The 20504-nt window shown below is 68.0% G+C and carries 23 protein-coding genes; 13 read left to right on the top strand and 10 right to left on the bottom strand.

All coding sequences use genetic code 11. The features are described from left to right. Positions 1-20: 20 nt before the first annotated feature. Positions 21-425 (top strand): MarR family winged helix-turn-helix transcriptional regulator, encoded by a 405-nt coding sequence (locus ACQPYK_RS03410; protein ID WP_433249997.1) that lies wholly within the window; start codon positions 21-23, stop codon positions 423-425. 163 nt (positions 426-588) lie between these two features. Here the strand turns inward: ACQPYK_RS03410 and ACQPYK_RS03415 are convergent, their stop codons facing one another. Beyond that, on the bottom strand, positions 589-1164 hold the full coding sequence (locus ACQPYK_RS03415) for a helix-turn-helix domain-containing protein (RefSeq protein WP_433250000.1): 576 nt from the start codon (positions 1162-1164) through the stop codon (positions 589-591). A gap of 152 nt (positions 1165-1316) precedes the next feature. On the opposite strand from ACQPYK_RS03415, the gene ACQPYK_RS03420 reads away from it, so the two are divergent. The 4 genes from ACQPYK_RS03420 (at position 1317) to ACQPYK_RS03435 (ending at position 5606) form a co-directional block, all read left to right on the top strand. After that, positions 1317-2549 (top strand): serine hydrolase domain-containing protein, encoded by a 1233-nt coding sequence (locus ACQPYK_RS03420; protein ID WP_433250003.1) that lies wholly within the window; start codon positions 1317-1319, stop codon positions 2547-2549. Positions 2550-2820: 271 nt separating this feature from the next. After that, positions 2821-3486, top strand: coding sequence for a DUF1989 domain-containing protein (locus tag ACQPYK_RS03425; RefSeq protein WP_433250006.1), 666 nt, complete (start codon positions 2821-2823; stop codon positions 3484-3486). Then, positions 3483-4649 carry a tRNA-dihydrouridine synthase gene (locus tag ACQPYK_RS03430; RefSeq protein WP_433250009.1) on the top strand — a complete coding sequence of 389 codons (1167 nt, stop codon included), beginning with the start codon at positions 3483-3485 and terminating at the stop codon, positions 4647-4649. The genes ACQPYK_RS03425 and ACQPYK_RS03430 overlap by 4 nt, the downstream gene beginning before the upstream one ends. An 87-nt stretch (positions 4650-4736) precedes the next feature. Then, positions 4737-5606 (top strand): polysaccharide deacetylase family protein, encoded by an 870-nt coding sequence (locus ACQPYK_RS03435; protein WP_433250012.1) that lies wholly within the window; start codon positions 4737-4739, stop codon positions 5604-5606. A 35-nt stretch (positions 5607-5641) separates the two neighbouring features. Here the strand turns inward: ACQPYK_RS03435 and ACQPYK_RS03440 are convergent, their stop codons facing one another. Beyond that, positions 5642-7198, bottom strand: a complete 1557-nt coding sequence (locus ACQPYK_RS03440; protein WP_433250015.1) for a helix-turn-helix domain-containing protein — start codon at positions 7196-7198, stop codon at positions 5642-5644. A gap of 81 nt (positions 7199-7279) precedes the next feature. Between ACQPYK_RS03440 and ACQPYK_RS03445 the strand changes: the two genes are divergently transcribed. Continuing rightward, entirely contained in the window at positions 7280-8779 is a 1500-nt protein-coding gene (locus ACQPYK_RS03445) for a purine-cytosine permease family protein (RefSeq protein WP_433250018.1), read from the top strand. Positions 8780-8830: 51 nt separating this feature from the next. On the opposite strand, the gene ACQPYK_RS03450 is transcribed toward ACQPYK_RS03445, so the two are convergent. Further along, positions 8831-9706 (bottom strand): AEC family transporter, encoded by an 876-nt coding sequence (locus tag ACQPYK_RS03450; RefSeq protein WP_433250021.1) that lies wholly within the window; start codon positions 9704-9706, stop codon positions 8831-8833. Between the two features lie 164 nt (positions 9707-9870). Then, positions 9871-10800 carry an EamA family transporter RarD gene (rarD, locus tag ACQPYK_RS03455; protein WP_433250024.1) on the bottom strand — a complete coding sequence of 310 codons (930 nt, stop codon included), beginning with the start codon at positions 10798-10800 and terminating at the stop codon, positions 9871-9873. Between the two features lie 133 nt (positions 10801-10933). On the opposite strand from rarD, the gene msrA reads away from it, so the two are divergent. The 3 genes from msrA (at position 10934) to ACQPYK_RS03470 (ending at position 12704) form a co-directional block, all read left to right on the top strand. Further along, positions 10934-11623, top strand: a complete 690-nt coding sequence (gene msrA, locus ACQPYK_RS03460) for a peptide-methionine (S)-S-oxide reductase MsrA (RefSeq protein WP_433250027.1) — start codon at positions 10934-10936, stop codon at positions 11621-11623. A 257-nt stretch (positions 11624-11880) separates the two neighbouring features. Continuing rightward, positions 11881-12351 carry a hypothetical protein gene (locus ACQPYK_RS03465; RefSeq protein ID WP_433250030.1) on the top strand — a complete coding sequence of 157 codons (471 nt, stop codon included), beginning with the start codon at positions 11881-11883 and terminating at the stop codon, positions 12349-12351. After that, entirely contained in the window at positions 12348-12704 is a 357-nt protein-coding gene (locus tag ACQPYK_RS03470; RefSeq protein ID WP_433250033.1) for a hypothetical protein, read from the top strand. Before ACQPYK_RS03465 ends, ACQPYK_RS03470 begins: the two co-directional genes overlap by 4 nt. 222 nt (positions 12705-12926) lie before the next feature. Here ACQPYK_RS03470 and ACQPYK_RS03475 read toward each other — a convergent pair whose 3' ends face one another. Together ACQPYK_RS03475 and ACQPYK_RS03480 are read right to left on the bottom strand one after the other, a co-directional pair. Further along, positions 12927-13673, bottom strand: a complete 747-nt coding sequence (locus ACQPYK_RS03475) for a hypothetical protein (protein WP_433250036.1) — start codon at positions 13671-13673, stop codon at positions 12927-12929. A gap of 73 nt (positions 13674-13746) precedes the next feature. Beyond that, the gene (locus ACQPYK_RS03480; RefSeq protein ID WP_433250039.1) at positions 13747-14682 is read right to left on the bottom strand and encodes a type IV toxin-antitoxin system AbiEi family antitoxin; all 936 of its coding nucleotides are present in this window, start codon (positions 14680-14682) and stop codon (positions 13747-13749) included. Positions 14683-14952: 270 nt separating this feature from the next. Here ACQPYK_RS03480 and ACQPYK_RS03485 point away from each other — a divergent pair, with 270 nt between their 5' ends. The 3 genes from ACQPYK_RS03485 to ACQPYK_RS03495 all read left to right on the top strand — a co-directional run bounded on the left by ACQPYK_RS03485 (position 14953) and on the right by ACQPYK_RS03495 (position 15923). Next, positions 14953-15108 (top strand): hypothetical protein, encoded by a 156-nt coding sequence (locus tag ACQPYK_RS03485; RefSeq protein ID WP_433250042.1) that lies wholly within the window; start codon positions 14953-14955, stop codon positions 15106-15108. Positions 15109-15270: 162 nt separating this feature from the next. Then, complete coding sequence (locus ACQPYK_RS03490; protein WP_433250045.1) at positions 15271-15627, top strand: type II toxin-antitoxin system RelE/ParE family toxin; 357 nt, start codon at positions 15271-15273, stop codon at positions 15625-15627. Continuing rightward, the gene (locus ACQPYK_RS03495) at positions 15624-15923 is read left to right on the top strand and encodes a helix-turn-helix domain-containing protein (protein WP_433250048.1); all 300 of its coding nucleotides are present in this window, start codon (positions 15624-15626) and stop codon (positions 15921-15923) included. The genes ACQPYK_RS03490 and ACQPYK_RS03495 overlap by 4 nt, the downstream gene beginning before the upstream one ends. Positions 15924-16223: 300 nt before the next feature. Here the strand turns inward: ACQPYK_RS03495 and ACQPYK_RS03500 are convergent, their stop codons facing one another. Both ACQPYK_RS03500 and ACQPYK_RS03505 read right to left on the bottom strand, forming a co-directional pair. Then, positions 16224-16715 carry an HAD family hydrolase gene (locus tag ACQPYK_RS03500; RefSeq protein WP_433258693.1) on the bottom strand — a complete coding sequence of 164 codons (492 nt, stop codon included), beginning with the start codon at positions 16713-16715 and terminating at the stop codon, positions 16224-16226. Positions 16716-17058: 343 nt separating this feature from the next. After that, positions 17059-17445 (bottom strand): VOC family protein, encoded by a 387-nt coding sequence (locus ACQPYK_RS03505; protein WP_433250051.1) that lies wholly within the window; start codon positions 17443-17445, stop codon positions 17059-17061. A 63-nt stretch (positions 17446-17508) separates the two neighbouring features. On the opposite strand from ACQPYK_RS03505, the gene ACQPYK_RS03510 reads away from it, so the two are divergent. Continuing rightward, the gene (locus ACQPYK_RS03510; RefSeq protein WP_433250054.1) at positions 17509-18477 is read left to right on the top strand and encodes a helix-turn-helix transcriptional regulator; all 969 of its coding nucleotides are present in this window, start codon (positions 17509-17511) and stop codon (positions 18475-18477) included. A gap of 29 nt (positions 18478-18506) precedes the next feature. Here the strand turns inward: ACQPYK_RS03510 and ACQPYK_RS03515 are convergent, their stop codons facing one another. Both ACQPYK_RS03515 and ACQPYK_RS03520 read right to left on the bottom strand, forming a co-directional pair. Then, the gene (locus ACQPYK_RS03515) at positions 18507-18794 is read right to left on the bottom strand and encodes a hypothetical protein (RefSeq protein WP_433250057.1); all 288 of its coding nucleotides are present in this window, start codon (positions 18792-18794) and stop codon (positions 18507-18509) included. Between the two features lie 293 nt (positions 18795-19087). Then, positions 19088-20443: an FAD-binding oxidoreductase gene (locus ACQPYK_RS03520; protein WP_433250060.1), complete on the bottom strand. Its 1356-nt coding sequence runs from the start codon at positions 20441-20443 to the stop codon at positions 19088-19090. Positions 20444-20504: the final 61 nt, after the last annotated feature.

Genomic DNA, 20504 nt, shown 5'->3' on the forward strand with positions numbered 1-20504 from the left:
TCGAAGGCGGAGGCTCGGCGATGTCCTGGAACAGGTTCGTGGTGCTGCACAGCCGGGTGGAAGCCGAGCTGGCCAAGGCGCTGCAGCGGGGACACGGGCTCGGGCTGTCGGAGTATCGCGCGCTGGGACGACTCGCCGCGACCTCCGCCAGGGAGCTGCGGATGCAGGAGCTGGCCGAGGCCGTGGGGCTGAACCAGAGCTCGGTGACCCGCCTGGTCGCCCGCCTGGAGGAGGCGGGGCTGACCCGTCGCAGCCTGTGCCCGAACGACCGCCGCGGCGTCTACTCGGTGATCACCGATGAGGGGCTGGCGCGCCTGGCCGAGGCGACGCCCACCTACGAGCGGTCCCTGGCCGCCGCGCTGGAGAAGGCGGGCGCCGACCCCGATCTGACGTCCCTGGTCGCGGCGGTGCGCGGCTCGGACTGAGCGGCCCGTCGCCGTCCCGGTCCGTCGCCGTCCCGGTCCGTCGGTGAGACCGCTGTCAGCGGCGACGCGCGCGTGGTGCGTCAATCCTTTGGGGGCGCCTCTGTTCAGGGCGTCCGTGTCGAGGGTGCCTCTGTTCAGGGTGTCCGTGTCGAGGGCGCCTCTGTCAAGGGCGTCTGTGTCGTCCGCCTCGCGGAAGAGACCTGTCGCCATTGCTCGGCCGCCTGGACCATGTGGCGACCGGCGTGTTCGAAGAACCGGCTGATGTCCTGCAGTCGGGTGTCGGCGGGTGTGGTTGCGCCGAGGGATTCGGCTCCCTGGCGGGCGATGTCGGCCGGCATGGTGTTCTGCGGGCGCTGGCCGGCCGGCCTCGGAACCAGACGTCCGCGTCGATGACGTATCGGTCGCGCCGCCGCGCGCGGCCCTCGGTCGCCTGGTGCGCCCGGTCGGCCTGGTGGCCGTCGGCTCCGCCGTTGCGGAGCACCTCCCGCCTGATGGTCGAGATCGGCCGGTCCAGGCGCCTGGTGATCTCGGTGTAGGTGAGCCCTTCGGCCAGTCCGCCGGCGATGTGCCGGCGGTCCTGGTGGATCAGTCTGCTCCCGGCATCGGTGTTCGCCTCCTGCCGTCCCCGGTCCGCTCGGCGTGTCTGCCGGTCAGACGGACAGTATTGCGTTCGCGAACATTTCATTGCAAGAAGCGATGGCCGCATCTTGCATTCGATCACAAGGTCATTGCAAAACATGACGAGATTGACCTAGATAAACCAAGAAACGGTTGGCAGTCACGTTGACAGTTTCATAAATGCAAACTAGCTTTTACTTCGTACTGAAGGAGCGCTACCGCGAGTGAGACAGTCGGTTTCACGCTGACGTCCCTCACCTGAGAGGAATTGACATGACCACGTCCTTCTCCGCCAAGGCGGGACTGCTCCTCGCCGCAGTGACGATGGTGGGGGCCACCGTGGCGGCCCCCGCGGCGTCCGCGGCGTCCGCGGCCCCCGCGGCCCCCGCGGCAGCCACACAGCCCGCCTCCGGCCACGCCGAAGTGCAACGCGCTCTCGACAACGCCGTGGCCGGCAGCGGCGCTCCCGGCATGGTCGCCGAGGTCCGTGACCGCCGCGGCAGATGGTTCGGCTCGGCGGGCGTGTCCGACACCACGACCGGCCGCAAGCGGCAGCAGCACGAGCGGTTCCGCATCGGCAGCACCACCAAGGCCTTCACCGCCACCGTGGTCATGCAACTGGTCGCGGAGCGGAAGCTGAAGCTCGACGACACCGTGGAGAAGTGGCTGCCCGGCCTCGTTCAGGGCAACGGCTACGACGGCCACAAGATCACCATCCGCATGTTGCTCAACCACAGCAGCGGGATCTTCAACTACGGCAACGACGAGGAGTTCTTCGCCAAGGGCGTAGGTGAGGCCTGGTACGAGCACCGCTACGACTCCTACACCCCGCAGCAGTTGGTGAAGATCGGCCTGGCCAACGCCGCCGGGCCCTACTTCGATCCGGGCAAGGGCTTCGGCTACTCCAACACCAACTACTACCTGGCCGCCTTGATCATCGAAAAGGCGACGGGAAAGACCTACGGCCAGCAGCTGCACCAGCGCATCATCGGCCCGCTCGGCTTGACCGGAACCTACCTGCCGGGAAGTGAGGCGAAGATCCGCGGCGCCCACCCCCGGCACTACTCCACCCTGTTCTCCCAGGACCCCAACCCCAAGATCCACGACGCGACCGAGATGAACCAGTCCTTCTCCTGGGCGGCCGGCGGTATCGTCTCGACCACCGGTGACCTCCAGCGCTTCTTCGGCGCGCTGCTGGGTGGACGCCTGCTGCCGCCCGCCCAGCAGCACCAGATGTTCGACGACCCCGTCGACACCAGCGTGAACGGCAAGGCCCACCCGTGGATCCCCGCCACCCGCTACGGCCTCGGCGTCTTCACCCAGGAGCTGTCGTGCGGCGTCACGGTCTGGGGCAACGGAGGCGCGACCTATGGTTCATGGGTGTACGCCATGGGGTCGCGTGACGGCAAGCACCTGCTCACCAGCCAGGTCAACGGCGACTGGAGCGGACTGGGCGTCCTCACCAACGTGCTCGACGCCGAGTTCTGCCCGACCACGTCCCGATAAGCCGTACCGGGCCGCAAACCCTGTCCGCCGTCGAACCCCTCCAGCCGCCACCGCCACCGCCACCGCGGTGACGGTGGCCACCGACATGACCGAGGGAATCCCGCTCGCCAGGCCATGCGTCGGAAGACCTCGGTGGCACCGGGATTTCCCCGCGCCGTTCGATCGGCGCGGTACCGGTACGCCGTTAAAGTAGAGATTCATACAGCTAAATCCAGAAAAGCAGGATTTTCCTCCATAGACCGGTCGGCGGAGAAGCTGTTTTGATCGAGTCATGGCAGTCAGTCCGACTCTTCAGCGAACCGTCGTCCCCGCCCGCGAAGGGCGTGCCGTCCTCGTGTCATCCGGGCAGCGCGTGCGCGTGGTGGACCTGGAAGGCGGCCAGGTGGGCGACGTGTTCGTGTTCGCCCGCGACGACCTTTCCGAACACCACAGCGCCTCGCACACCCGGGCCCAGATCGATCGCCTCTTCCCGAAGGTGGGGGAGCAGTTCTTCACCAACCGGCGCCGTCCCGTCCTGACGCTGGTCGAGGACACCTCCGTCGGACGGCACGACATGCTCATCGCCGCGTGTGACCCGGAGCGGTACGCCTCACTCGGCGTCGCCGGATGGCACGCCTCGTGCGCGGACAATCTCCGCCTGGCGCTGGCCCCCTTCACCCCGGCCCCCCCGGTCGTGCCCCAGCCCATCAACATCTTCATGCGCATCCCCGTCGATGAGCACGACGACCTCAGCTGGCTGCCCGCCGCCACCGGCGCGGGCGACAGCATCACCTTCCGGGCGGAGATGGACTGCGTCGTCGTCGTCTCCTCCTGCCCGCAGGACATCGCCGTGATCAACGGCGGAGTGCCCACCTCGCTGGCGATCGACGTCCTCGAAGCCGAAGACCCGGCCCCTCAGGGGGCGACCCACCGATCCGGAAAGCAGTCTCTGTCATGAACCGTTCGCACACTCCCGACTCCTACGCCCATCCGGCGCTCGCACCCTTCCATCTGGGCGGCTTGCAGCTCGCCAACCGCCTCGCCGTGGCACCCATGACCCGGGTATCGGCCACGCCGAACGGCATTCCGACGCCCGAGATGGCCGACTACTACGCCGGATTCGCACACGGTGGGTTCGGCCTGGTCATCACCGAAGGCACCTACACCGACACCGTTTTCAGCCAGGGCTATCTCAACCAGCCGGGTCTGGTGTCCGAGGCGCACGTGGAAGGGTGGCGGGCCGTCACCGGCGCGGTGCACGCGGCGGGCGCCAGGATGGTCGCCCAGCTCATGCACGCCGGAGCCCTGACGCAGGGAAGCCACTACCGGTCGAACACCGCCGGCCCGTCGGCGATCCGGCCGCGCGGAGTGCAGATGCCCGAGTACGGCGGCAGGGGCCCGTGGCCCGTCCCGAAGGAGATGACGCAGGAGGACATCGCCGAAGCCGTGGCGGGCTTCGTCGCGGCCGCGAAGAACGCGCAGGCGGCCGGGTTCGACGGCGTGGAGATCCACGGCGCCAACGGATACCTGCTCGACCAGTTCCTCACCGACTACACCAACCGGCGCACCGACGGGTACGGGGGTTCCGTGGCGGGCCGGGTCCGCCTGACCGCCGAGGTGACCACCGCGGTGAGGGCCGCCGTCGGACCGGATTTCTGCGTGGGCGTCCGCCTGTCGCAGACCAAGGTGAACGACTTCGAGTACCGCTGGCCCGGCGGGGCCGAGGAGGCGAAGCTGATCTTCGCGCGGCTGGCCGAGGCCGGGGCCACCTACCTCCACGTGGCCAGTGAGGGACGCGACTGGGTCGAGACCGCGCGCCTCGACGGCGGGCAGACCATCACCGCGCTGGCCCGCGAGGTCAGCGGCCTGCCGGTGATCGCCAACGGCAACATGCACCACACCGGCCAGGGCGCCCGCGTCATCGCCGAAGGCCACGCCGACCTGCTCTCGATCGCCCGCGGAGCGCTGGCCAACCCCGACCTTCCGAAGCGGCTGGCCGCCGGCACCGACCTGGAGGCCTTCGACCACGCGATGCTCCACCCCATGGTCCACCTGCGCAACGCCCGGCAGTGGGCCGAGTCCCGCCGGACGGCGGAGTCGACCGTGGCGGCGTCCGCCTGACAGGCGGTACGGTCGATCGCCGTGTTCACCGTTCACGGCATACGGCACGGCCGGCCGTCACGCTCACCGTCCTGAGGAGAACCGCCCATGACCGACACCTGGCGCGGCCGAGCCGCCGCCGTCGCCACACTGACGTTCGACGTCGACGCCGAGACGCCGATCCTCGCCCATGGCAGGCGCTACGCGCGGCACGCCATGACGATGTCCCACCAGGCGTACGGCCCGGAGGTGGGCGTCCCACGGCTGCTCGACATGCTGGACGAGCTCGGGGTGCCGGCGACGTTCTTCGTCCCCGGATGGGTGGCCGAGCAACGGCCCGGCCTGGCGGCGGGCATCGTCGAGCGCGGCCACGAGGTGGCTCACCACTCCTACAGCCACCGCGCTCCGACCTCGATGAGCAAAGGGGAGGAGCGGGCCGACTTCGAACGGGCCCTGGAGGTCTTCGCCCGCCAGGGGGTGGAGATCTCCGGGCACCGGGCGGCGATGTGGGAGGCCACCTGGTTCACGGCCGAACTCGTCGCCGAGCACGGCCTGCTGTACGACTCCTCCCTCATGGCGGATGACCGGCCCTACCGGCTCTCCACCCGCTCCGGGGAGCTCGTCGAGCTTCCCGTGCACTGGTCGCTCGACGACTGGGAGCAGTACGCGTTCCTCCCCCAGCCGCACATCGGCTGGATGATCGAGGAACCGGAGAAGGTGGAACGCATGTGGCGCGGAGAGCTCGACGCGATGCGCCACTACGGCTGCCTGTTCAACCTCACCAGCCATCCGTTCCTGTCCGGGCGGCCGGCTCGTGCGATGGCCCTGCGCCGGCTGGTCGAGTACGCCCTGGAGTGCGGAGACGTCGAGTTCCTCCGCTGCCGGGACCTGGCGGTGCGAGCGGGGCAGGACGCCGCGCTCAGCCCGCGCGAGACGCGCCCCCTCTCGGTCGACGCGAACGTCTATCCGATCGAATAGCTCGTCTCGAACAGCCCGTCCCCGGAGACGGTCGATCACATCCCGCGGTCGGCCTGCAGCGCCAGGAAGAGATCGACTCTGCCCTCTGTCGTGCCGACGTCCCGCCCGGTCAGTTCGGTGACGCGGGCCAGCCTGTTGCGCAGGGTGTTGACGTGGATGTACAGGGCGGTGGCCGTCGCCGCCCAGTGGCCATGGTGGTCGAGGAACGCCCGCAGGGTCGCCTCCAACTGGCCGCCGTGGCCGCGGTCGTGGGCGCGCAGCGGGTCGAGGACGCCGGCGGCGAGCCGCCGCAGCGCGTCGTCGTCCTGCGTCCCGAGCAGCAGGCGGTAGGTGCCGAGTTCGGCGAAGCGGGCGACGCCCCGGCCCGCGGCGCGGCGGAGCACCCGGCACGCCTCCCGGGACTCCGTCAGCGGAGGGCGCAGCATCGCCCACCCGCTCGCGATGCCACCGAGGCCGGCGACGACCCGGCGCCCGTCGAACCGGCGAGACAGCGAGGCCGTCAGCCGCTCCGCCATCTCCGGCAGCTTGGTCTCGGAGTGCCGCCACGGATACACGGCGACCACGTCCTGACTGCCGCCGGCCACGACGACCTGCATGGCATCGGCGGTGAAGAACTCGACGACGGCCTCGGCCAGGCCAGGCAGCGTCGCGACCTCGTCACCGGCGAAGGCCAGAGCCGACACCGCCAGCGGGCCTGACGGGTCGATGCCGAACGCCTCCAGGCGCGCCGGCACCTCGGCCGCGCGCGAACTGCCGGACAGGATCATTTCCAGGAGCTCGGTGGCGAAGCGCATCTCGATCGCCTGCACCGCCTGCCGCCTGGCCACCTCCAGGCTGAGGAAATGGGCGGCCTGGGCGAGCGCGTCGTGCTCGGTCCTGCTCAGCGCGCGCGCCGGAAGCAGGCACACCAGGCCCGCGTCGGCCTCACCGAGCGCCCCGACGAGGAACAGCGTCGCCGTACCGGCCTCACCGAGGTTCAGCTCCAGCGGCGGCGGCCGGCGCGCCAGTCCCTCCGCGACGACCTGTGACCCGTCCTCGCCCAGCTCGGCCCCCGCGGTCGCCAGCAGCCGTCCCATGCGATCGACGACGACGAGCGGCAGATCGTGGTCGCGTCTGAGCACGCGGAGCACGCCCGAGGCCCCCGCCCCCTGCGAGATCGCGTCCGCCAGCGCGTTTCCCCGTCGCACCATGGTCACCAGCGCCTGCTGCCGCTGCTCGGCCACCGCCGCGGCGGCGGCCCGCGACACGGCGGTGAAGGGCACGTCGACCGACAGCTCCGCCAGCGGCATCCCGGCCTGCCGGCAGGCGTGGACGAGCTCGGCCGGTGTGGCGGGCATCGCCTCGCGTAGTCCGAAGACGATGCCCACGGCTCCGGCGCGGACGACGTTCGCGACGAACTCCGCGGCCGACTCCGTCTCCAGCCACAGGCCGTTGGTGAGCACGAGCTCTCTGTCGCGTACATATGGTGAGGGATCGGGCAGCTCGGTGTTGTGAACCCACAGGGCCTCGGCGTCGAGCGCCTCGCCGTCCCCCTCGACGAGCACGTGCAGCTCCAGCGAGCTGTCGGCTGAGAGGGACCTCAAGGTGAACATGATGTCAGAATATCCAATGCCCCAAGGAATTCACTAGAGCTTCATCCATAGGCCTTTCCGGTGCGGCGATGCTTGAGTGAGGTGGATCACAGGCTCAACGCCTCGACTCCACCGGAGATCACGATGCAGGACATTCAACCGAATCCCGCCGGAACGGCGGACACGGCATTCGACGCCCACGGAATCGCCCCCGTCCCCGCCGCATCCCGGGACTCCACCCCTTGGGAACAGTTCTGGATCTGGGCGGGCGCCAACATCGCGCCCATCAACTGGGTACTCGGCGCCCTCGGCGTCACGCTGGGGCTGAGCCTCGTGGAGACCCTGCTCGTCATCTTCCTGGGCAACCTCGTCGGCTGCGCCGTCTTCGGCCTGTTCAACGTGATGGGACACCGTACCGGCGTCAACCAGATGCTGCTCGCCCGGGCGGCCTTCGGGCGCCGGGGCGCCGCGGTGCCCGGCGTGATCCAGGGACTGCTCGCCATGGGCTGGGTCGGCGTCAACACCTGGGTGGTGCTGGACCTGGTGCTCGCGGTCCTCACCCGGATGGGGGTGCAGGGAGGCATGGGGCTGAAATACCTCGTGGCGGGTGCCATCATGGCGCTCCAACTCGGCCTGGCCGTCTACGGATTCCGCGCCATCCGCACCTTCGAAAAATACACGGTGCCGGTGACCGTGGTGGTCATGCTGGTCATGACCGTGGTCGCGCTCGCCCACGCGGACGTGGACTGGACGCGTGCGAGCGCGACCGGTCCCGGAGACAAGATCACAGCCGTCACCCAGCTGCTCACCGCGATCGGCATCGGCTGGGGAGTGTCCTGGCTGCCGTACTCGGCGGACTACAGCAGGTTCGTACGCCCGCGGTCGTCGGGCAGGTCGGTTTTCTGGGCCACCGCCCTCGGGACGTACGTCCCGACCGTGTGGCTGGCCGCGCTGGGAGCCGCGCTGGCCAGCGCCGGCGACAGCGGAGACCCGTCGGGCCTGGTGATCCAGGCGTTCGGCGCGCTGGCGCTGCCGGTGCTGCTCCTGCTCATGCACGGGCCCGTGGCCACCAACATCCTCAATCTCTACTCGTGCTCGCTGGCCGCCCTGACCGTCGGCATCGGCGTCGCCCGGTGGAAGCTCACCCTGATCGCCGGCGTCATCGCCTCCGTCGTGCTCGTCGTCTTCATCCAGGCAGGCAGCTTCGCCCACGCGTTCGACAACTGGATGGCCTCCATCCTCGTGTGGATCAGCCCCTGGGGAGGGATCATGCTCATCGACTTCTTCGTCAAACACCGGGGCGCGCCCGACGTCGCCGCCCTCTACGACGACACCGCGACCTCCCCCTACGGACGTGTCAACACCCGCGCGCTGGTCAGCCTCGCCCTGGGCGTACTCGCCGGATGGTCCTGGCAGTTCGGGCTCGTACCCGCCATGCAAGGCCCGATCGCCCGCCTGCTCGGCAACACCGACTTCTCCTGGCTCTCCGGTGGTCTGGTCGCCGGCGGCCTGTACTACCTGCTCTGCTGCCGGAGCCCGCGCCCTGTGACCGCCGTGCCGTTCCGCGCGACCGAGGAAGTGGTGGACGCGGGCTCGGTGTAGCCGCGCAGGACACACCGTGCGGCGGCGACCCCGGGTCGCCGCCGCGACCGGTCATCCCGCTCCCAGCAGGGCGATGACGGAGAGGGTGACCAGGGACAGGAAGCTGGAGACCAGGATGGCGTCGCGGGGCAGATCGGTGGGACGCCCGTACTCGGCGGCGTAGACGTAGGTGTTCTGCGCCGTGGGAAGCCCGGCGAACAGCACGGCCGCGAAGAGCGCGTGACCGTCGAGATGGAAGAGGAAGCGGCCGGCCAGGAACGCCACCAACGGCTGGGCCAGCAGCTTGAGCGCCACCACCGGGCCGGCTCCACGCCAGGCGACGGCCGAGCCGTACAGGGACATGCCCAGCGAGAAGAGCGCCAGCGGCACCGCGGCGCCACCGAGGATCTCCAGCGGGCGCATCACCGGCTCGGGCAGCTGCCAGCCGAGGGCGGACGCGCCCAGGCCGAGGACCGAGGCCGCCACGATCGGCGTCCGCAGCGGGGCCAGAATGGACGAGCGCTCGGCGCCGAGGCCAAGGAAGATCAGTGGAGAGACCACCAGGACCTGGAAGACCAGGACCGACACCACGAACGTCGCGTCGTGCAGGACGTACAGGCCGATGGGAATGCCAAGGTTGCCGGAGTTGACGTAGGCGGCCGACATCGCGCCGATCACCCGATCGGGCAGTTTGCCGCCGAGCAGCGCGAGTGCCGACAGGCCGACGACGAAGGTGCTGACCGCGAAGGCGAGCAGCGGGCGCGGCTGGATCTGGCTGAGCGGGGTACGGCTGAGCGTGGTGAACAGCACGGCGGGCATCGCCATGGTGAACGCGAACTCCGTGAGCGCCCGCCGGAGCTGCTCGCTCGCCGGCCTGAGACGGGCGGTCAGCCAGCCGAGGGCGCCGATGAGCCAGATCGGGGTGAACGCCGCGATGACTGCCTGCACCAGGCACACCGTAGCCGGGCCCGGTCATCGCCCCCGCACCACCCCGGTCCGCCCGCCGTGCGCCCGTGAACAGCACGCGGTTCGTTCGCCGTGCGCCCGTGAACAGCGCAAGTCCGCCCGCCGCGTCCGTGAACAGCGCACGGCCTGGCGGCCGGCCTGCGCTACTACGCCCTGGAATCGGCCATCCGCGCGCTCGCCGCCTCCACCACGGTACGGCGAGCCTCGCGGGCGGCACGGAGACTGTCCCAGGTGAACAGGGACAGGGCCAGCCACACGATGGCGAACCCGACCCAACGGCTGGGCGGCATGACCTCGTGGACGACGAACACGCCGACGAGGAACTGCAGCACCGGGGCGATGTACTGGAGCAGGCCGATCGTGGTGAGCGGCACCCGGATCGCGGCGGAGGTGAAGCAGAGCAGCGGAACCGCCGTGATCACGCCACCTCCCGCCAGCAGGAGGGTGTGTCCCGTTCCCAGGCTCCCGAAGGTGCCGCCTCCCTGGCCCTGCAGGTAGACCAGATAACCGAGGGCGGGCAGCAGGAGCACCAGCGTCTCGATGGTCATGCTCTCCGCGGCGCCGACCTGCGCGATCTTCTTGACCAGGCCGTAGGTGCCGAAGCTGACGGCCAGGACCAGCGCGATCCACGGCAGCCGGCCGTAGTCGAGAGTGAGGACGACGACGGCCAGGGTGCCCAGCCCGACCGCGCCCCACTGCCACGGCCGCAGGCGCTCCTTGAGGAGGAAGACGCCGAAAAGCACGCTGACCAGAGGGTTGATGAAGTATCCGAGCGCGCTCTCGACCACGTGCCCGGTGTTGACGGCGTAGATGTAGACGCCCCAGTTGACCGTGATGATCGCGGCGGCCAGGGCGAGGAGTCCGACCTTCCGGGGAGTGCGAAGAAGCTCTCGGACCCAGGACCAGTGGCGCCGCACCGCCAGGATGGCGACGACGGCGACGAGGGACCACGCGACGCGGTGGGCCAGGATCTCCAGGGCGCCGGAGGGCTTCAGGAGCGGCCAGTACAGCGGGAACAGACCCCACATGGTGTAAGCAGCGATCCCGTACAGGACTCCGCGGCGCGATTCAGGCATGTCACCTATTTTGTCTGCTTATGAAATTTAATACAAATTAGTAATACTTGTCCAATCGTTAAGAGTCTCTTACGGGAACACCGGGACGCCCCCGGCGGTTGCCTCTGTCAGAAGGTTCAGAAGGAGGTTCGCAATGGGCTGGCTGTTCGGCAAGGACAAGACTTCCATGGTGTCCCCGGAGAACGCGCTTCCGGGTCGCGCCACCCGCATGGCGGTGCCCGCACGGCATGCGGTCCTCGACGCTCCGCTGGCTCCGCCGTACCCGGAGGGCACCGAGATCGCCGATTTCGGCCTCGGCTGTTTCTGGGGAGCCGAGCGCAAGTTCTGGCAGACCCCGGGAGTGGTGTCCACCTCGGTCGGCTACGCCGGCGGCTACACCGAGAACCCGACCTACGAAGAGGTCTGCACCGGCCAGACCGGCCACACCGAGGTCGTCCGCGTGGTCTTCGACCCGTCCCGGGTTTCCTACGAGGAACTGCTGCGCGTCTTCTGGGAGGCTCACAACCCCACCCAGGGCATGCGCCAGGGCAACGATGTCGGCACGCAGTACCGCTCGGCGATCTACTTCCACTCGCCCGGGCAGGAGAAGTCCGCGCTGACCTCGCGTGACGCCTACCAAAAGGTGCTCGCCGAATCCGGCTACGGCCAGATCACCACCGAGATCGCCCCGGCGAGGGACTATTTCCTCGCCGAGGAATATCACCAGCAGTATCTTTTCAAGAATCCGGGCGGCTACTGCGGCATCGGTGGCACCGACGTCAAGCTAGGTGACCCATCTGAGTGGGGCGCCTGCCAGACGGGCCTGGTCCCGACCGAGGAGTAACGCCGACTTCACTGGTACAGCTCGCCCCCGCCTCCTGAGGGTGAGTCGTACCCGTTCGTGTGGCTTCGCCGTTGCTCCTTCATCGAGCTGGGAACTGATTCAGGGCGACTTTCTAAGGGCTGCTGCACGATTCATGGCTGTTCTTCGTACTGAGAGTCGTTTGGCCGCTCGGTTTGGCCTGCTTGCTGAGGGGCGGTCGTGTGACGCTCCTTCCCGGTTCACCAACTTCAGAATGTGTTCTGACTTACGATGGCAGGGTGAGCACCAGCAACGCCGACGCCGTCACCTTCTCGGACCTGTCGAGAAACCCTCGAGCCGTCGCCGAACGCGCCGCGCGCCTGGGTCGAGTACGCGTCACCCACCGCGATGCCCCGGACTTCTACCTGACCGCCGCCGACCGTGAGGATCAGCGCGGGCAGACACTGGCTACGGCATCTCGTCTGTTCCTCGCCCTCATCAAGCACGATCCGACCGCCCGCGCGCTGGTCATCGCCATGCCCGAGGTCTTCCCCTGGGTTCGTCACCTCACCTCCGCCGAACTGCGTGCCTTCACCCTCGAACTGGTGGAGGCGCTCTCTGACGCCGCGGAACTCGATGTCGATGTCACCACGCAGGAAGTCATCGCAGGCTGGCGGGCGACCGCTCGGATCAAGGCCGACCCCGCGCACTACGTCCAGGCTCGTAAGGCCACAAGTGGCGACTTCGGGCCGGTAGAGGTTTCGGCGTGAGTCCGAAGCGTGGTGACCGGGTCACGGTCCCGCCTTCGGATGGCGAATGGGATATCCGGTTCGGTACCGGTGATGCGGTCAAGGGCTGGGAGGAGTTGTGCCGTCACGCCCTGGGCAACACGCGCCGATGTTTCGAGGCACTGCGCGCCGATCCACGCTCACGGGCGGATCACGAGCGTCAACATCGCCTACGCGGTGACCTCGCGACTCATCGTCATAACGGCCAGGGCCTGGAGCAATGGGAGTTCGAGGTCACCAGTGGCGGACGCGTCCGCTATGCCATCGATGACGCCACTCGCACTGTCTGGATCGTCTATGCCTCGCCCCGCCACCCGAAAGACACCGACGGCTGAAACCGGAGACGGGAACCCAACCATGCGATCTCTCATCCAGACCACGGCGGCTTCCCGAACTCCGGCGGCCACTGCGGGATCGGCGGCACCGGTGTCTCCTGCCCCGTGGGCATCGTGTCGGCAGGTGAGTAGCTCAGTCCCTTGGGTGGAATCTGACCTCGTCAGCGTAGAGGGCCAGGCCTTGAAGTCGAGGTCGAGCCCTCTGCGGAGTTGTCGGAGGGCTCAAGTACGTTCCAATGCCTGCACGAGATCAGCAGCCAGCAGAGACGTTGCCAAAGCAACCGTCTCGGGCTCGCCAATTCCCTCTTCCGCGCGTCCGGCCATCATTGAGCCGAGCGCGTCCGGTCCTGCCGCGAACAGCGCCGCCAGATGTTCGACCGCCTGCTCGGTGACCTCGCTGCTGATGGGGTCACGAGCTAGGAGCCTGAACGTGGTGGCCAGTTCAGCGGTGTTGACGTCGATAAGGATGCGGTACGTGTCGTGTGCGTCCTTGTCATTCAGCCGGTGGGGGGCCGAAACCCGTTCGGCGATCTTGTGGAGCTTGGCAACCAGCAAGGCTGCGGGCCCGGCGACTCTGACTCGATATACGCGGGCATCGGCCGGGTCAAGGGCGGCCACGTCCATGACCGTGTTGTCGATGACAGCGGCTTCGAGACCTCGAGCGCGCCGGGTGGCACGGCGATCATGCGGTGGGATGCGGGCTCCCCGCGTGTTCCTCGTACCTGCTCCTGCAAGAGCCTCGGGCACCATCAGATCGACGGGAATGCCCGCGGGGTTCAGCCACGCTCCGGGTTGTCCGCCAATGGGGTCACGGTAGAACCCCGCGCGGCCCATAGATTGCTCCAGAAGCGGATCGTCCTCCAGGACCCTCGGGTCGAGTGCGAGATCGCTGTCCTTCGTCGTCTCGGCGAGTGCGACAGGACTTCCCGCGGTGTGCAGGTAGACGGCCTGTGCTCCGATCACGATCACAGCGTCACGATGGGCATCCAACGCGGCCAATGCATCGAGAAGCGCGGACCGAGATCGGACGAGGATGTCGCTACTACTTACGCCAGAAGGATTCATGTCGCGCCATCCATTCAATGAGTTCTTCGGCTTCAGAGGGGCTGCGTCCAGGGCCTGTCATCAAATCGACGGCGACTTGGGGTGGTGCTGCGATCGTGAGACCGGAAGTGTCGGTAAGGGTACGGGTGAAGACGACGTCGCTTTCCGGCTCGGCCAACATCACATTCGCTCCGGCGTCAGCAGGGCGAAGATCCCAGAGTTGGGCGGTGTGCTCAGCGTCCGTCGTGTAGATCATGGCGGAGCGGGCTGGAGCATAGGGGGCCCAGTTGGCTGCGGCCAAGGTCCCGGTTATGGCGTACTGGGCGGGATTATCAGCCGCCCGCCGCATGAAGTTAGGTAGGCCTCTCGGTGCTATCCACCGTGTGACGCGACTGTTTCGTACGAACCCGTAGTCCTCGCTCCAACGCCTCAGCAGCGCGACCCAGTCGGGAACTATGACTGCACCCGAGCTGGTCCGTGTTGCCAGGTTCTCGCTCTCGAGAAACTCGATCACCCGGTAGGTCGACCCAGTAGATACGTCAGCGACGCTGATCAGCTCACGGATCGCCCACGATCTTTCGTGGTCCAACAGCGCACGCACGATCTTCGCCGCGGGAGCGCCCTTCAACGTTCCGCGCGGTCTTCCAGGACCGCGCCACGGATCATGGTCGGCCCCTCGATCTGCAACGTATAGACCGGGCTGAGAGACGTTCAGGGTGATGTTCCCTGTCGCGTCTATGTAGGACAGGCCAGCTTCCGAGAGCCGCTTACGCACGGGCGGCGACAGGTATCGGGAGACGACAACCCCACGGCTGCCCGGATGCTCGTCCGCCGCGTCATTCAACTGCTGGAGCAGCGTAGCGGTGTCACGTCTCTCCACCACGCGCTTGGCTTCTACGACTAGCACGACCGAGGTTCCGTCCGGTGCTGTCACCTTCCAGAGAGCGTCGAAGCGAGCATCGGGCAGTCCGCGGCTCAGTGGTTGGACGTCCCACCCGGCCGGCAGCCGGTCACCTAGCACAGCCATTCCGGCTCGCAGAACTTCAACCTCGTTCTGAGGCTGTGGCCTCGCCTCCATTGGTGCTCTCCAGTCCCTCGGCGTTCGGGAAAAATCCTAACTCCGTTGAAGGCGGAAGGCTGGGATTTCCCGAACAACCAGCGGAGGCGGTTGTCGGCGTGGCGCCTCTGAAGCCCGGTTTCCTGCGTGGGCGAGTTGTTGCCGGAAGAAGAGTGCTACCACCAGCAGTACCTTTTCAAGAATCCGGGCGGCTACTGCGGCATCGGTGGCACCGACGTCGAGCTAGGTGACCCATCTGAGTGGGGCGCCTGCCAGACGGGCCTGGCTCCCACCGAGGAGTAGGCGGCAGATCTCGCCCCTACGGCTCACGCTTATCTTCCGGGCGAAAGCCGTATGTGCCCGATCGGTCTTGTCGGTGTGCTCCTGCCGGTGGTGGATGGTTGTCATCATTGTGTTGGGGCGAAAGCGAGGTGTGACAGAGGTGCGGCTCATAGCATCGATGCTATGAGCTGGGGTACCGTGGAGCTGGAACCAGAAGTTCGCAAGTGGCTTGAAGACCTGCCTTCGGCGCTGTTCGCAAGGGTGGCCTTTTATGTCGATCTCCTTGCGGCAGAGGGGCCTCTGCTGGGGGAGCCCTACACCAAGCAGCTGGACGGCAAGCTGCGCGAGCTCCGGTTCCATCTCGACGAGTTCGCGATGCGCCTCACGTACTGGATCGCGCCCGGTCGCCGGATCGTGCTCCTGACCGTGTTCCACAAGACGCGGGTACGCGACGATCGGGAGATCGATCGGGCTCGGCGGGCCATGCGTCGCTGCATCGAGTTGGCGCACACCGTTGACGAGGAAGAAGAAGCGGTATGAGCGAACAGGGAAGCTGGCGAGAGCTCAGGGATCGCCGGATGGCCGAGCCGGGTGCAGCCGAGGCGTATGAGGCTGCGCGTATTGCCTACGAGCTGGGCAGAACGGTTCGGACGATGCGCGAGGGGCGGGGATGGAGCCAGAACGACCTGGCCCGGGAGGCCGGCATGACCCAGTCCGCGGTGGCTCGCTTCGAGGCAGGCGGGACCATCCCCACATTGCCGGTTCTGGAACGTCTGGCGCGCGCCCTGGACGCGGATGTCGAGGTTCGTCTGACACCGAAGGCTCCAGCCGCTTGAGGGCTGCCCGAGACACCCCAGATCTTGTGTCGGGGCTCGTCTGGCCACTGCGACATCGGCGGCACCGACGTCGAGCTAGGTGACCCATCTGAGTGGGGCGCCTGCCAGACAGGTCTGGTCACGACCGAGGAGTAGCACTCCTGGCTTTCCCAATACAGCTCACGATCATCTTCCGAGCGTGAGCTGTATCGCTGCCAGGCGTGGTCAAGCTGCTCATCTTCGTCCCGGACGGAACAACCGTCCTGATGTCGTCTTGCACCCCTTCATTACGAGTCAACGGCAGGGCCCAGGTCGGAGGGCTCACGCCCTGGTCAGACGGTAGATGCGGTTCGGTGGGATGTGATCACGTAAGACGGTGTTGCTGTACGGCACTGCTGTACAGCGCTCCTCCGCAAGCTGCGGCGTGGTCCCTCGATCAGCGCTCGCTGTGCAGGTTCTCCATCGCCTGGAGCACGTCCGTGACGACGTGGTCCGCCTCGTGCTCCTGATCCGGCCATGTCCCTCGGTCCAGACCGTACGGAGGCCGGCGGCCCGTCCCCCGCCGATGTCCTTGACGAGGTGGTCACCGACCATCCACCCCCTACCGGTCAAGGCCATGCCACACCGTCGGGCTGCGATCTCGAACAGGCCGACATCCGGCTTGCGGACGCCTTCAGTACCAGAAAGCGCGTAGGCGTCAACGGCCTCGGCCGGTCCCGTCCGCTGAATCTTCCCGAGTTGGTCGTCCGCCGTCCCGTTGGTGACGATGGCCACCTTCCATCCGCCCGCGCCGAGCCGCGCCAGCCCGTCCATCACCTCAGGACGACAGCGGACGAACAGCAACGCCAGCACACCCCGGAACCGGCCTCCACTCGGCGGACACCTCGAGGCGTACCTGCGGCGCGGGTATCCGGTCACCAGCGGAGCGGCACCACCAGCCTGCCGGCCGAACCCCACCACCAGCCTGCCGGTCCGGAGTGACGGCCACCGCGCCAAGCAGCAACGGGAATACGCGGTCCGCTCGGCTCCGTCCTAGCTGATCAGACAGATCTCACAGCTCGGGAAGTCCCACGGCCCATCACAACCCCATGAGGACAACGGTGAGTTCGCCGTCCCGCGGGGGTGCGTGGTCGTGGCCATCGTCGGCCGATGACACTCAGCCCTGCGTGGAGATGCAGAATGGGTGGCCGGCGGGGTCCAGCAAGACCCTCCGCTGCTCGGGATGTGGTTGGGCCGGGGGCTCCACAGCGCCCAGGGCCAGCATCCGTGCCTGAGCTGCCTCCAGATCGTCGACGCCCAGTTCCATGTGTGCCTGCTTCCCCTGGGAAGGGTCCGGCCAGGTCGGACGCCGGTAGTCGGCAACCCGGATGAAACCCAGTCCCGGTGAACCCTCTCGGCCGAGCAGGACGAAGTCGTCGCTGGAGTAGACGACGGGCAGGCCAAGAGCCTCGCCGTAGAAACGGGCCAGCTCGACGGGGTCCGGGCAGTCGAAGTCGACGGACAGCAAACGGATCGCCGGTGTGGTTGTGGTTCCAGTACTCATGGGAGAGACATTAGGACGAGACCAGGACAGATCCGGTCCTGGTCATGAGGAACACTGCAGGATGTGATCAGCACTTCCGCCCGCCTGCTGCGACTGGTCTCGCTGCTGTCCACACGGCCGACCTGGACCTGCCGCGAGCTGGCCGAGCGGATGGCGGTCACCGGACGCACGGTGCGGCGGGACGTTGCCCGGCTGCGGGAACTCGGCTACTGCATCGAGTCCGACCCCGGGCCCTGGGGCGGTTACCGCCTCGGCGGCGGTACCCGGGTGCCGCCGCTGATCCTCGACGACGAGGAGGCGCTCGCCGTGGCCGTCGCACTACGCGAGGCCGCGCTCAGCGGCGTCCTCGGCAGCGACCAGGCAGCAGTATCGGCGCTGCTGAAACTGCGGCAGGTCCTGCCGCCTCGGATCGCGGACCGGCTGGGTGAGATGGACGCCACCTTCGTGCACACTCCCAGGCCAGAGGGGCGTCAGATCTCCCCCGGTGGGCTGCTGGAACTGGCCGCCGCCTGTCGCCGTGGTGAGCGCACCCGTCTGTCGTACCGCGACCATGCAGGCAAGGCCAGTGTCCGGGATGTCGACCCCTACCGCCTGGTACACACGGGCCTCCGCTGGTATTTCGTCGCCCGGGACGTGGCCCGGGACCAGTGGCGGACGTTCCGGGCCGATCGGGTAGTGCAAGTACAGCCGACCGGACAGCCGGTCGAACTCGTCGACCCGCCCGACCCGGTCCTCCTCGTCTCCCGAGGCATCGCGAGCGTCGTGTACCCCCTCTATGGGAGAGTCCGGCTCCCGCACCCCATGGACCAGGCCCTGCGGCTGGTTCCACCGACGATCGGCACCCATCACCCGGACGGGCCCGATGCCACCATCGTCGAAATCGGCGCCAACGACGCCGACCAGCTCGCCCAGTACCTCCTCGGCCTGGGTACCCCACTACGGGTCCTCTCCCCGGACGACGCCCGGGAGGCTCTGCTGCGCCGTACCCGGGAACTGTTCGAGGACAACGGGGGCGGCCGGTCCTCGCGGTAGGCGTTGCGCCGAAATATGAGGTCTGAGCCTCAACCGGTGTCACCGCACTCGCCAGAAATGAACCGGCCGAACTGCAGGACCTTCACCCGTTTGTCGAACACGATCCGGTCACCGACCCGCCGACAGTGGCGCCCCGGAGGACGGCCCAGGTCGTAGGTCAGCAGCGGCGACGTGCGCGACATGCGGGCCAACTGTGCGCGCGCCTTCTCCAACCGCGCATCGATCGGAGCACGGGCGGCCATCCACTCCTTACGGCTGATCTCCCGCGCCGCCCACGCCTGGGCCAACTCCTCCAACTGCTCCTCATCCGCCCGCACCTCCTCGGCCAGGCCGTCATCGTCTCCTGTCCGGTCGGCCTGACGTCCAGCGACGGGAGCCAGCGGCTCGCCGTACTCATCGTGGGAGTGAGACGGAGGCGCTGACCAGAAGCCTCACTCCCGACGAACGCCAGATGACCGCTGTCCTGGATCTCCGACGAACGACGCCGATCCCCAACACAGCGGGGGACCCCGGCAGGGTGGCCGGGGTCCCCCGCTATCCAAGATCAATCTAAGCGCCGACGGCTGTACCGAGGTTCCCCAAGGCCGTTATCCGAACCGGCCGGGGCGCCTCAGACGGCTTCGCCTGCCCGCAAGGCCTCCTGAGGCCGGATGTTGTGGTTGCGGGCGAACAGGTTGCCGGGGTCGTACTGGCGCTTGACCGCCGCGAGCCGCCGGTAGGTCTCCGCCGGATAGATCGCGGCGACATCCTCCTCGGTGGCAGAATCGAGGAAGTTCGCGTAGGCGCCGTTGACGTGAGGTGCGAGTCTCCCCCAGAGCGCTTCCAGTGCCGGACGAGCGGCCTCGACGACCGGCTTCGGACCCGCGGTGGCGGTCACGAACATCAACTCCGCTCGGCGATGCGCGTAGGCGGTGGCAGCGTCGGGGACGCGGGAGACCGCACCGCCGACGCTGCGAACGGCGATGAACGGCGACCGCTCCAAGGCCCCGACCCCGGCAAGGATCCGAAGGACCTCGCCCACCGATTCCTCATCGACGAATGCGCTTCGGGTGACGAACCGGATGCCGGGCGGTGGGGTCATGCCGTCCACGAGCGTGTCCGCATAGGGTTTCAGCGCGATATCGTCGTCGATCACCGTGCCGAGCCGGCGGATCGGGTCGATCGCCTGCGCCGCGCGCTGCGGGTCATCGCCGTCAAAGGCGACGTAGATCTCGATCGGCGCTTCGGGCCCGCCGGCGAAGGCCGCGATGGAGGTGAGCTCTTCGGCGGCGGTGCGGAGGTGGTCGGCCCACCCCGGGAGCACGGTGGCCGCCTCCGATGCCGGGAAGGCGATCTTGCCGTGGAAGACGTCTGTCGTCGGGTGCGCCAGGAACTCGAAGGCGGTCACGATCCCGAAACTGCCGCCGCCACCGCGAATCGCCCAGAACAGCTCCGGGTTCTCCTTCGCGCTCGCCTGCACGAGCTCTCCGCTGGCGGTGACCACCTCCGCGGCGACCACGCTGTCCAGGGCCAGGCCGTACTTCCTGACCTTCCAGCCGATGCCGCCGGTCAACGTCAGCCCACCGACACCGACGCCCTTGGTGTCGCCCGAGGAGATCGCCAGGCCATGCGGGGCCAGGGCGGCCGCGACCTGGCCCCAGGTGGCGCCGCCGCCGATCCGCACGAGGTGGCGTTCCTTGTCGATGATCTCCACGTTCGCGAGCGTGCCGAGGTCGATCACGACGCCGTCGTCGTTGGTGCCGAAGCCCGCAAAGCCGTGGCCGCCGCCTCGTACGGACAGCGAAAGCCCCGCGTGGGTGGCGAATCCGATGCCCGCTTGCACGTCCCCGACGCTTTTGGGCCGCAGTACATAGGCCGGGTCACCCGAAGCCAGTACCGAGCGAGCGGCCGATTCGTAGTCCGCTCCGCCCGGTTCGATGATGTCGCCGCCGAAGTCGCGGCGAAGGGTTTCAAGCGCTGAGCTCATGATGTTCCTTCCACACAGGAGAATCCTCGTTGTCCGAACCGGCCGGGCTGGTAGTCGCCGG

The sequence above is a fragment of the Streptosporangium sp. CA-135522 genome (genome assembly GCF_050949235.1).
GTDB lineage: Bacteria > Actinomycetota > Actinomycetes > Streptosporangiales > Streptosporangiaceae > Streptosporangium.

Coding starts and splice junctions, on each gene's coding strand:
- ACQPYK_RS03410 (WP_433249997.1), top strand. CDS start 21: ATGTCCTGGAACAGGTTCGTGGTGCTGCACAGCCGGGTGGAAGCCGAG.
- ACQPYK_RS03415 (WP_433250000.1), bottom strand. CDS start 1,164: ATGTTTTGCAATGACCTTGTGATCGAATGCAAGATGCGGCCATCGCTT.
- ACQPYK_RS03420 (WP_433250003.1), top strand. CDS start 1,317: ATGACCACGTCCTTCTCCGCCAAGGCGGGACTGCTCCTCGCCGCAGTG.
- ACQPYK_RS03425 (WP_433250006.1), top strand. CDS start 2,821: ATGGCAGTCAGTCCGACTCTTCAGCGAACCGTCGTCCCCGCCCGCGAA.
- ACQPYK_RS03430 (WP_433250009.1), top strand. CDS start 3,483: ATGAACCGTTCGCACACTCCCGACTCCTACGCCCATCCGGCGCTCGCA.
- ACQPYK_RS03435 (WP_433250012.1), top strand. CDS start 4,737: ATGACCGACACCTGGCGCGGCCGAGCCGCCGCCGTCGCCACACTGACG.
- ACQPYK_RS03440 (WP_433250015.1), bottom strand. CDS start 7,198: ATGTTCACCTTGAGGTCCCTCTCAGCCGACAGCTCGCTGGAGCTGCAC.
- rarD (WP_433250024.1), bottom strand. CDS start 10,800: ATGCCTGAATCGCGCCGCGGAGTCCTGTACGGGATCGCTGCTTACACC.
- msrA (WP_433250027.1), top strand. CDS start 10,934: ATGGGCTGGCTGTTCGGCAAGGACAAGACTTCCATGGTGTCCCCGGAG.
- ACQPYK_RS03490 (WP_433250045.1), top strand. CDS start 15,271: ATGAGCTGGGGTACCGTGGAGCTGGAACCAGAAGTTCGCAAGTGGCTT.
- ACQPYK_RS03495 (WP_433250048.1), top strand. CDS start 15,624: ATGAGCGAACAGGGAAGCTGGCGAGAGCTCAGGGATCGCCGGATGGCC.
- ACQPYK_RS03500 (WP_433258693.1), bottom strand. CDS start 16,715: ATGGACGGGCTGGCGCGGCTCGGCGCGGGCGGATGGAAGGTGGCCATC.
- ACQPYK_RS03505 (WP_433250051.1), bottom strand. CDS start 17,445: ATGAGTACTGGAACCACAACCACACCGGCGATCCGTTTGCTGTCCGTC.
- ACQPYK_RS03520 (WP_433250060.1), bottom strand. CDS start 20,443: ATGAGCTCAGCGCTTGAAACCCTTCGCCGCGACTTCGGCGGCGACATC.